Raw genomic sequence first — 10105 nt, forward strand, 5'->3', positions numbered from 1 at the left:
GCCTCGCGGGTGGTGGCGATGGGGGCGCCGGGGATGCGCTGCTGGCTGCTGTACATCACCAGCAGGCCCAGGTCGGTCAGCGGGTCGCCGAGGGTGGACATCTCCCAGTCGAGGATGGCCGCGATCCGGTCGTCCGCGCCGACGAGCACGTTGTCCAGCCGGTAGTCGCCGTGGACGATCGCGGGGGCGGGGGAGGCGGGCATCCGGCTGCCGAGCAGGGCGTGCAGCTCGTCGATGCCGGGCAGTTCGCGGCTGCGGGAGGCGTCCAGCTGCTTGCCCCAGCGCCGCAGCTGCCGCTCCAGGAAGCCCTCGGGACGTCCGAAGTCGCCCAGGCCGACGGAGTCCGGGTCCACCGAGTGCAGCTTCACCAGGGCGTCGGACAGGCCGAGGACCAGCTCGCGGGTGCGCTCGGGGCCGAGCGGGGCGAGCTGCTCGGCGGTGCGGTAGGGGGTGCCCTCCACGTACTCCATCACGTAGAAGGGCGCGCCGAGGACGGCGGTGTCCTCGCACAGCAGCACCGCGCCGGGCACGGGCACCTCGGTGGGGCCCAGGGCGTTGATCACCCGGTGCTCGCGGGCCATGTCGTGCGCGGTGGCCAGGACGTGGCCCAGCGGAGGACGCCGCACCACCCAGCGCGAGCTCCCGTCGCTCACCTTGTAGGTGAGGTTCGAGCGGCCGCCCTCGATCAGCTCCGCGCTCAGGGGCCCCTGGACGAGCCCCGGGCGCTCGCCGTCCAGGTACGCGCGCAGCCGCGCGGGATCGAGGCCCGGTGGGTGGTGCTCGGTCATCAGCAGGCTCCTCGGCGGGAAGAGGGTGGTCGTACGTACCGGGTAATGATGCCGACCAGTCGGTATGGAGTCCAGAGAGGTGCCCGAAAAGAGAGCCCCGACACCGTGCGGAGGCGGTGCCGGGGCCGCGGTACGGGTCAGCGGGGGACGGCGGCCACGGCCAGCTCCGTGACCTCGTCCGGCGTCCCGTCGATGGGGACGACCGCGCCCGCCTCGTCCGAGTCCAGCGCCTCCAGCGTCTCGAACTGGGACTTGAGCAGCGCGGACGGCATGAAATGGCCGGTGCGGCCCGACAGCCGCTCGCCGATCAGCTCGGGCGAGCCGTCCAGATGGAGGAAGAACACATCCGGCGCGGCCCGGCGCAGCCGGTCGCGGTAGACGCGCTTGAGGGCGGAGCAGGTGACCACGCCGCCGTCGGCGCCCTGGGCCTTGAGCCAGGCGGCGATCGCGTCCAGCCAGGGCGTGCGGTCGGTGTCCGTCAGGGGGACGCCCGAGGCCATCTTCGCCACGTTCTCGGGCGGATGGAAGTCGTCGGCCTCCGCGTACGGCACCCCCAGCCGCTCCGCCAGGGCCGTGCCCACCGTCGTCTTCCCGGACCCGGACACACCCATCACCACGACGAGCGGACTCACCACAGCCACACCACCACTCCAAAGATCGGCACGGCCAGCGTACAGACGGCCGCCGCGTACGCCGTGCGCATACCCAGCGGGCCCGGCCGGGGCACATCCAGCGCGCGGATGCGGCGGTGGGCCAGACCCAGGAAGACCAGCCACACCAGCGCCCCCAGCGCGGCCGGGGCATACTGCCGCGGCGGCCCGCCGTCGTGCAGCGTCCCGCGGGCCAGCAGCGCCACCACGGCCGCGAAGGCCAGGGTGGTGCGCCGCCACGCCATCCGGGTGCGCTCCGGCTGCGCGGCCGGATCGCGTACGGCCGCCCCGACCGCGTGCGGCCCGTCCCCGCGCGGCCGGCGGTCCGCGCTCACCGGCCCAGCTCCCCCAGCAGCACCCCGGCGACCACCACCAGCGCGGCCACCGCCGTGCCCAGCGCCAGCAGCACGGGGAAGCGGGACAGCGGCAGGTCCTCGCCGCGCCGCATGGCCCGCTCGGTGCGCAGCCAGTGGTTGACCGCCCGCACCGCGCACAGCGCGCCGCCCGCCAGCAGCACCACGGCGATCGCCGCCCGGGGGCCAGGGCGGATCCCGGTCAGGAACTGGTCCACCGCCAGGCCGCCCGCCACCAGCGCCAGCGCGGTGCGGATCCACGCCAGGAAGGTCCGCTCGTTGGCCAGCGAGAAGCGGTAGTCGGGGGTGGTGCCCTCGGCCCGCATCCGCTCCGGCGCCAGCCACAGCCGCAGCGGGTCCCGCAGTCCGTACCAGAGCCGTTTGATCATGCTCCCGACACTACGCGGGGCCCCCGCCCCGCTCCCGGTGCCACTCCTGCAGCCGCCGATGGCACTCCAGCCCGTCGGGCACCACGTCCCACTCGCCCAGCCGCCGCTCCACCTCGTCCTCCGGCAGGAAGTCCCACCAGGCGATCTCCTCGGCCTGCGGACGCACCGGCAGCTCGCACCGCACCTCGTAGACGGCCAGGAACCAGGTGTGTTCCGGCGACTCGTACAGGAAGGTCAGCCGGTGCTCCGGGCGCGGCAGCCCGCTCACCCCCAGCTCCTCCTCGGCCTCGCGCAGTGCCGCCTCGTCGTAGCTCTCGCCCGCGCCGACCACGCCTCCGACGACCAGGTCGTACATCGAGGGGAAGACCAGCTTCTCCGGAGTGCGGCGGTGCACGAAGATCCGGCCCCCGGCGTCCCGCACCCGCACCGACACGCTCCGGTGCCGCATCCGCCGGGCGGTGGCGATGCCGCGCCGGGCCCGGCCGATCACACGGTCGTACTCGTCCACGATGTCCAGCAGTTCGTCCGCGGACCTGCCCGCCGTCTCCTCGCTCGTCATCCGATCATCAAAGCAGCCCGCCGGGGGGTGCCGCGCCTCCGGGCGGCGGGTTACTCTCCGGTCACCAGCGGGACGGACCGAGGAGCGGATGGGCCGATGGCGTACGACGCCGATGCGATCGTGATCGGGGCGGGCCTGGCCGGACTCGCGGCCACCGCCGAACTGGCCGACGCCGGGCGGAAGGTGATCCTGCTCGACCAGGAGCCCCCGGCTTCGCTGGGCGGCCAGGCGCACTGGTCCTTCGGAGGGCTGTTCCTCGTCGACTCGCCCGAGCAGCGCCGCATGCGGGTGCGCGACAGCCGCGAGCTGGCCTGGCAGGACTGGCTCGGCACGGCCGGCTTCGACCGCGAGGAGGACGCCTGGCCGCGCCGCTGGGCCGAGGCGTACGTCGACTTCGCCGCCGGGGAGAAGCGCGCCTGGCTGCGCGCCCAGGGCGTACGGCTGTTCCCCGTCGTCGGCTGGGCCGAGCGGGGCGGCTACGACGCCGGCGGCCACGGCAACTCGGTGCCGCGCTTCCACATCACCTGGGGCACCGGACCCGGCCTGGTCGAACCCTTCGAGCGGCGGGTGCGGGAGGCGGCCGAACGGGGTCTGGTGGACCTGCGCTTCCGGCACCGCGTCACGGGGCTGGCCCGCAGCGCCGGAGCGGTGGACACCGTCACCGGCGAGGTGCTCGCCCCCAGCGACGCCGCACGCGGCACGGCCAGCGGCCGGGAGGTGACCGGCGTCTTCGAACTGCGCGCCCAGGCGGTGATCGTCGCCTCCGGCGGCATCGGCGGCAACCACGACCTGGTACGCGCCAACTGGCCGAAGCGGCTGGGTACTCCGCCGAAGCGGATGCTCTCCGGAGTGCCGGCCCACGTCGACGGCGCGATGCTCGGCGTCGCCGAGGAGGCCGGCGGCCGGATCGTCAACCGCGACCGGATGTGGCACTACACCGAGGGCATCGAGAACTGGGATCCCATCTGGGCGCGGCACGGCATCCGCATCCTGCCCGGCCCCTCCTCCCTGTGGCTGGACGCCACCGGCCGCCGGCTGCCGGTGCCGCTCTTCCCCGGCTTCGACACGCTCGGCACCCTCGAGCACATCATGAGCACGGGGTACGAGTACACCTGGTTCGTCCTCACAAGGAAGATCATCGAGAAGGAGTTCGCGCTCTCGGGCTCGGAGCAGAACCCCGACCTCACCGGCCGCAGCGTCCGCCAGGTGCTCGGCCGGGCCCGCTCCGGAGCACCCGGCCCGGTGCGCGCGTTCATGGACAAGGGCGCCGACTTCGTCGTCGAGCGCGACCTGTCCGCCCTGGTGCGCGGCATGAACGCGCTCACCGGCGACGGCCTGATCGACGAGGCCGCCCTGCGCCGCGAGATCACCGCCCGCGACCGCGAGATCGCCAACCCCTTCACCAAGGACCTCCAGATCACCGCGGTCCGGGGCGCCCGCACCTACCTCGGCGACAAGCTGATCCGCGTCGCCCCGCCCCACCGGCTGCTGGACCCGAAGGCGGGCCCGCTGATCGCCGTGCGCCTGAACATCCTCACCCGCAAGACCCTCGGCGGCCTGGAGACCGACCTGTCCTCCCGCGTCCTCACAGCCGGCGGCGAGGCGCTGCCCGGTCTCTACGCGGCGGGCGAGGCCGCCGGCTTCGGCGGCGGGGGCATGCACGGCTACCGCTCCCTGGAGGGCACCTTCCTGGGCGGCTGCCTGTTCTCCGGCCGCACCGCCGGCCGCGCGGCGGCGAAGGCGGTGGGCTGAGGCGAGCGGGCCGACAGACCGGGACGGCCGGGCCGGGGCGGGACAGGCGACCGCGCCCGGCTCGACCCGGCCCGCCGGTGGACCGGAAACGGCGAAGGCCCCGCGGGTATCCGCGGGGCCTTCGCCTTCTCCTGTGTCCGGAGGGGGACTTGAACCCCCACGCCCGATAAAGGGCACTAGCACCTCAAGCTAGCGCGTCTGCCATTCCGCCACCCGGACAGGTGTGCGCCGCCGACCGTGGTCGTGGCGACGTGTAAACCATAGCACTGGAGCGGAGCCGGGCGATCACCCCGGCTCCTGTGCTCCGGACCTCCAAGACGGGAGGATGGGCGCGGACCCCCGCAACACGAGGAGGCAGTGTGAGCGAGCCGAACGCGACCACCACCGCGGCCGACGCGGTCAGGGGCGAGGACGAGGTCGTCGACCTGTGCCGCGATCTGATCCGGATCGACACCAGCAACTACGGCGACCACTCGGGACCGGGCGAACGGGCCGCGGCCGAGTACGTGGCGGAGAAGCTCGCGGAGGTGGGACTGGAGCCGGAGATCTTCGAGTCGCACCCGGGCCGGGCGTCGACCGTCGCCCGGATCGAGGGCGAGGACCCCTCCCGGCCCGCGTTGCTCATCCACGGGCACACCGACGTCGTCCCGGCCAACGCCGAGGACTGGACCCACCACCCGTTCTCCGGCGAGATCGCCGACGGCTGCGTGTGGGGCCGCGGAGCGGTCGACATGAAGGACATGGACGCGATGACGCTGGCGGTCGTGCGCGACCGGCTGCGCAGCGGCCGCAAGCCCCCGCGCGACATCGTGCTGGCCTTCCTCGCCGACGAGGAGGCGGGCGGTACCTGGGGGGCGAAGCACCTGGTCAAACGGCATCCGGAGCTGTTCGAGGGCGTGACCGAGGCGATCGGCGAGGTCGGCGGCTTCTCCTTCACCGTCAACGAGAAGCTGCGGCTGTACCTGGTGGAGACCGCCGAGAAGGGCATGCACTGGATGCGGCTCACCGTGGACGGCACCGCCGGACACGGCTCGATGACCAACGACGACAACGCGATCACCGAGCTGTGCGAGGCCGTCGGGCGGCTGGGCCGGCACAAGTTCCCGGTCCGGGTGACCAAGACGGTGCGCTCCTTCCTCGACGAGCTCTCCGACGCCCTCGGCGTGGAACTGGACCCGGAGAACATGGACGAGACCCTGGCCAGGCTCGGCGGCATCGCCAAGCTGATCGGGGCGACGCTGCGCAACACCGCCGCCCCGACGATGCTGGGCGCCGGCTACAAGGTCAACGTCATCCCCGGCCAGGCCACCGCCCATGTCGACGGGCGCTTCCTGCCCGGCCACGAGGAGGAGTTCCTGGCCGACCTCGACCGGATCCTGGGCCCTCGGGTGAGGCGCGAGGACGTGCACGCCGACAAGGCGGTGGAGACCGGCTTCGACGGCGCCCTGGTGGACGCCATGCAGTCCGCCCTGAAGGCCGAGGACCCGATCGCGCGGGCCGTGCCGTACATGCTCTCCGGCGGCACCGACGCCAAGTCCTTCGACGACCTGGGCATCCGCTGCTTCGGTTTCGCCCCGCTGAAGCTGCCGCCGGAGCTGGACTTCGCCGGGATGTTCCACGGAGTGGACGAGCGGGTCCCGGTGGACGGGCTGAAGTTCGGCGTGCGGGTGCTGGACCGCTTCCTGGACCAGTGCTGACCGGCGCCCGGCACCGTACGGCCCGGCCTCCCCGGTAATCGCCCGTGTGTGCGCGTGCGACCGGAACGGGTGAATGCGTCCTCGGGCCGTAGCCCGCTTCCTCCGGTGTCGTTACAGGGAGTGCGGTCCGCGGCTGGGATCGCATTGCCAACAAGGAGGAAGAATGATCAAGAAGGTCGTCGCCGTCGCGGCTGCCACCGGTGGTCTCGTGCTCGCGGGTGCGGGTGTGGCCGCCGCCGACTCCGGTGCCCAGGGCGCTGCCATCGGCTCCCCCGGTGTCATCTCCGGCAACGTCATCCAGGCGCCGATCCACGTCCCGGTGAACGTCTGCGGCAACACGGTCAGCGTGATCGGGCTGCTGAACCCCGCCTTCGGCAACTTCTGCGTCAACGACTGACGTCGCGCCCGGGCCCGCGAAGGGCCTGTGCGCGGCGGCCCCGGAGCGCGCGCCATGCGCTCCGGGGCCGCTGTTTCGGCGGGCGGGGGGTCGAGGAGTGCCTCCTGCCCGCGCACAACCCGTAGACCGCAAGCCACCCGCACATCAGAGGGCAAGGGGAAGTACACATGCGACAGGTCACAAGGAAGGGCCTGATCACCATCGCCGCGGCCGGCGGCGTGCTGGCCATGTCGGGCGGCCACGCCGCCCACGCGGACGCCGAGGCCCGGGGTGTGGCCGCGGGCTCGCCGGGCGTGCTGTCCGGCAACACCGTCCAGGCCCCCGTGCACGCGCCGGTGAACGCCTGCGGCAACACCGCGACCGTCGGTGGCGGCCTCAACCCGGCCTTCGGCAACAAGTGCGCCAACGTGGACGACCACCACGGCGGCCACCACCAGGGCGACCGCGACCTGCACCGGGGCGGGCACGAGGGCGGCCACCAGCAGGGCGGCCACCAGGAGGACCACGGCGGGCAGCACTGGGAGCAGGGCGGCGAGGAGCATGGCAAGAGCCACGGCCGGAAGCAGCACGAGAAGCACGCCGGCGACGGCGGCGCCAGGGCCGAGGGTGTGGCCGCGGGCTCGCCGGGCGTGCTGTCCGGCAACACCGTCCAGGCGCCGATCCACGTCCCGGTGAACGTCTGCGGCAACTCCGTGAACGTGGTGGGTGCGCTCAACCCGGCCGCCGGCAACGAGTGCGCCAACGTGAGCGACCACAAGCCGTCCCCGGAGAAGCCCGGACCCGAGCACCCGGAGAAGCCGAAGCCGGAGAAGCCCGGACCCGAGCAGCCGGAGAAGCCCGAGCCGAAGGAGCCCAAGCAGCCGGAGAAGAAGGACGAGCCCCGTGCCGAGGCCCCCGGGAAGCCCGCCCCCCAGGTCATGGGCGGCGAGCTGGCCCAGACCGGCAGCAGCGGGATGGGCGCGGTCGTCCCGGTCGGCGCCGGGGTGCTGCTCGGCGGCGCCCTGCTCTACCGGCGCGCCCGCGCCATGCGGGGCTGACAGGCGCCAGGGGCCACGCCAGGGACCACAGCCGGAAGCACGACGAGGAGCGGGCTCCGCCCCTTACAGGGGTCGGGGTCCGCTCCTTCCGCCTTCCGCGTCACCAGGTGGCGCGCAACTGGCGGATGATCCGCCGCCGCAGCCGCACCTGGCGGCTGCCGTCGGAGTTGAGCCTGAGGCGGTCCAGTTCCCAGTGTCCGTACTCGGCGTGTTCGGTCAGCAGACGTGTGGCGGCCTTGCGGGAGACCCCGCGCGGGACGTACACATCACGAAATTCGTATTCCGGCATCACATCTATTGTGCGTGCGGGGCCCCGGTACGGATAGCGTCTGCACTATGTCTGATGCTGCGCAGCCCGGTGCTGCCGAGGTACGAGCCGCCGCCGAAGCGTTGAAGACCGCGCTGGACCGTCACCTCGAAGCCGTCGAACGACGGTCCGCCGAGGGGGGCTCGGGCGCCGGGGCCGCCCGGGCCGAGGCCGCCGTCCACGCCGCCTTCGACGAACTCGCCGCGGCGGGCGAGGCGTACGACGAGCTGTTGTACGACGTCTACGACGAGGTCACACCCTTCGAGATCCCGGGCGGCGACACCATGCCCGCCTACGCCGGGCCGGAGGAGCCCAGCACTCTCAGCGTCCTCATCCGCCGCGACTACACGGTGGTGGAGCCGCGGAGGCTGATGGCCCAGGCGCAGCGCGTCACCGCGCTCGACCCGGACTCGGCCGACGCGGACGAGGAGGCGCTGGAGGGCCCCTTCGCCGGGAGCGGGGTGCACGCCGCCCTCAGTGTGCTGTTCGGCGAGTACGAGCCCGACGAGATCGCCACCCGGCACGAGGAGTTCGGCCTGGAGGAGGGCGACTCCACGCTCTGGGTGATCGCGGGCGACGAGCCCGCCGAGCCGGGGGAGTGGCTGGGCTCGCCCTTCGAGGGGGCCGACCCCGAGCAGGTCGTGTGCCGTTTCGACGTCAGCGCCGTCTTCGACGAGGAGGAGGACCTCTACGGCGAGGACGGAGGCCCCGGGCCGGTGGCTCGGGCCGCGGACTGACCCGGGCCCGCTCCCGCCGCCGGCGGGTCAGTCCGCGGCCTCCCGCGGCGGGGCCGCCTGCGCCGCCTGCGCGCGCAGCAGCGTGCGCAGACGTGTCGTGCGCTCCGGGGCCGGGATACGCTCCACCGCCCGCGGCAGCGCCTGGTCCACACCGTGCACCACGGACAGATGCCGCTCGCCGCGGCCGAACGCCGTGTACACCCAGGCGCGGTTGAGGGCCGGGACCGCGTCGCCCGGAAGCACCACCACGGCCGCCGGCCAGCGCGTCCCGGCGGCCTGGTGGGCGGTGATCGCCCAGCCGTGCCGCACCGTCCGCGCCACCCGCCCGCGCGGGACGGTGACGGCGCGGCCGGAGCAGTCCAGACGCAGCCCTTCCTCGTCCCCCGACACCACCGTGCCCAGCGCGGTGTGCCCGGGGACGGGGGAGTGGGCCACCCGGTCGCCCGGGTCGAAGCCGCCGAACCGGCCGGGGCCGGGGTTGAGCCGCTCCTTGAGCGCGGCGTTGAGCACCCGGGTGCCCGCGGCGCCGCCGTGGCCGGGCGTGATCACCTGCGTCAGCCCGGCGGGCACCCCCAGCGCCCGCGGCACCGAGTCGGCGACGAGCTGCACCGTGCGGTGCACCGCCTCCCCGGCGTCGCGCACCGGGACGATCACCACCTCCCGGCCGGGCGCCTCCACCTGGTTCAGCTCGCCGATCCCGATGCCCGAGACCAGTTCGCCGACCGGCCCGGGATCGGGGGTGCGGGAGACCACCTGCGGGCAGACACGCGCCGCCAGCAGATCGGCCAGCACCTGGCCGGCCCCCGCCGAGCCGAGCAGGTGCGGATCGCCGCTGAGGACCAGCCGCGCACCGTCCGGCACCGCCTCGACCAGCATCGCCGCGCGTTCGGCGTCGAGCTGGGGGGCGTCCAGCACGGCGAGCAGGTCCAGCGCGTACGCACCCTCCTCGTCGCGCCCCGGGCCCTCCCGGCCGGCCAGCAGCCCGTCGACGGTGACGGCCGCCGGGCCCGGGCCGTCCCCGTCCGGGCCGTCCCCCGGATCGCCGCCCCGGCCGCTCTCGCCGCCGCCTTCGGCCTCCAGCAGCGCCGCCAGCCGCCGCCTGCCGTCCTCGCTGTGCGCGGCGGCGTAAGCCCGCAGCCCCAGCGCCCGGGCCGCGGCCACCAGCGCCGCCGGCTCGACGCGGGCGGCCTCGCCGCCGGTGTGCGCCACCAGTCCGCTGCGGGCGGCGGCGCGCACCAGCTCGGCCGCGGAAGGACCGGGCGTCCCGCCCGCGGCCTCCTCCCAGCGGGCCGCCTCCTCCTCGCCGGGCGGGGTGAAGGTGCTGCTCAGCCGGGCCAGGCCCTCGGCCAGGCTCTCCTCGGCCAGCGCGTGGCGCTCCAGGCCGATGAGCAGCCGTACGGGCCGCCCGCCCTCTTCCTCCTCGTCCCCCCCGGCACTCC

Annotated in this window: 11 protein-coding genes, 1 tRNA gene and 1 pseudogene; 5 read left to right on the plus strand and 8 right to left on the minus strand. The window is 74.2% G+C overall.

Features of this window, described 5'->3' with window-relative positions; genetic code table 11:
• From L7D48_RS20160 to L7D48_RS20180, 5 genes are all read right to left on the minus strand, one after another.
• A partial coding sequence (locus L7D48_RS20160; protein WP_237881040.1) for a phosphotransferase family protein occupies window positions 1–788 on the minus strand: 788 nt, incomplete at its 3' end.
• Between the two features lie 137 nt (window positions 789–925).
• Window positions 926–1399, minus strand: a complete 474-nt coding sequence (locus L7D48_RS20165) for a gluconokinase (protein WP_237881058.1) — start codon at window positions 1397–1399, stop codon at window positions 926–928.
• 17 nt (window positions 1400–1416) lie between these two features.
• Window positions 1417–1773, minus strand: coding sequence for a DUF202 domain-containing protein (locus L7D48_RS20170; protein WP_237881042.1), 357 nt, complete (start codon window positions 1771–1773; stop codon window positions 1417–1419).
• A complete protein-coding gene (locus tag L7D48_RS20175) occupies window positions 1770–2180 on the minus strand; it encodes a YidH family protein (protein ID WP_237881044.1) in 411 nt (136 codons plus the stop codon). Before L7D48_RS20175 ends, L7D48_RS20170 begins: the two co-directional genes overlap by 4 nt.
• A 10-nt stretch (window positions 2181–2190) precedes the next feature.
• Window positions 2191–2739 carry an NUDIX domain-containing protein gene (locus L7D48_RS20180; protein WP_237881046.1) on the minus strand — a complete coding sequence of 183 codons (549 nt, stop codon included), beginning with the start codon at window positions 2737–2739 and terminating at the stop codon, window positions 2191–2193.
• Window positions 2740–2835: 96 nt separating this feature from the next.
• Between L7D48_RS20180 and L7D48_RS20185 the strand changes: the two genes are divergently transcribed.
• Window positions 2836–4491 (plus strand): FAD-binding dehydrogenase, encoded by a 1656-nt coding sequence (locus tag L7D48_RS20185; RefSeq protein ID WP_237881048.1) that lies wholly within the window; start codon window positions 2836–2838, stop codon window positions 4489–4491.
• Between the two features lie 134 nt (window positions 4492–4625).
• Here L7D48_RS20185 and L7D48_RS20190 read toward each other — a convergent pair.
• A tRNA-Leu gene (locus L7D48_RS20190) sits at window positions 4626–4710 on the minus strand.
• Between the two features lie 140 nt (window positions 4711–4850).
• On the opposite strand from L7D48_RS20190, the gene L7D48_RS20195 reads away from it, so the two are divergent.
• The 3 genes from L7D48_RS20195 (at window position 4851) to L7D48_RS29325 (ending at window position 7622) form a co-directional block, all read left to right on the plus strand.
• Window positions 4851–6188 (plus strand): M20/M25/M40 family metallo-hydrolase, encoded by a 1338-nt coding sequence (locus tag L7D48_RS20195; protein WP_237881050.1) that lies wholly within the window; start codon window positions 4851–4853, stop codon window positions 6186–6188.
• Between the two features lie 163 nt (window positions 6189–6351).
• The gene (locus tag L7D48_RS20200) at window positions 6352–6585 is read left to right on the plus strand and encodes a chaplin (RefSeq protein WP_093851602.1); all 234 of its coding nucleotides are present in this window, start codon (window positions 6352–6354) and stop codon (window positions 6583–6585) included.
• Window positions 6586–6752: 167 nt separating this feature from the next.
• Window positions 6753–7622: a chaplin gene (locus L7D48_RS29325; protein ID WP_237881052.1), complete on the plus strand. Its 870-nt coding sequence runs from the start codon at window positions 6753–6755 to the stop codon at window positions 7620–7622.
• Between the two features lie 100 nt (window positions 7623–7722).
• Here L7D48_RS29325 and L7D48_RS20210 read toward each other — a convergent pair whose 3' ends face one another.
• A complete protein-coding gene (locus L7D48_RS20210) occupies window positions 7723–7911 on the minus strand; it encodes a DUF5703 family protein (protein WP_093662929.1) in 189 nt (62 codons plus the stop codon).
• Between the two features lie 47 nt (window positions 7912–7958).
• Between L7D48_RS20210 and L7D48_RS20215 the strand changes: the two genes are divergently transcribed.
• Window positions 7959–8666 carry a hypothetical protein gene (locus L7D48_RS20215; protein ID WP_237881054.1) on the plus strand — a complete coding sequence of 236 codons (708 nt, stop codon included), beginning with the start codon at window positions 7959–7961 and terminating at the stop codon, window positions 8664–8666.
• A gap of 27 nt (window positions 8667–8693) precedes the next feature.
• Here the strand turns inward: L7D48_RS20215 and L7D48_RS20220 are convergent.
• A pseudogene (locus L7D48_RS20220) lies at window positions 8694–10105 on the minus strand (hypothetical protein); the annotation flags it as partial.

The sequence above is a fragment of the Streptomyces sp. ICN903 genome (assembly GCF_022015835.1).
In the GTDB taxonomy this organism is placed as follows: domain Bacteria; phylum Actinomycetota; class Actinomycetes; order Streptomycetales; family Streptomycetaceae; genus Streptomyces; species Streptomyces fenghuangensis.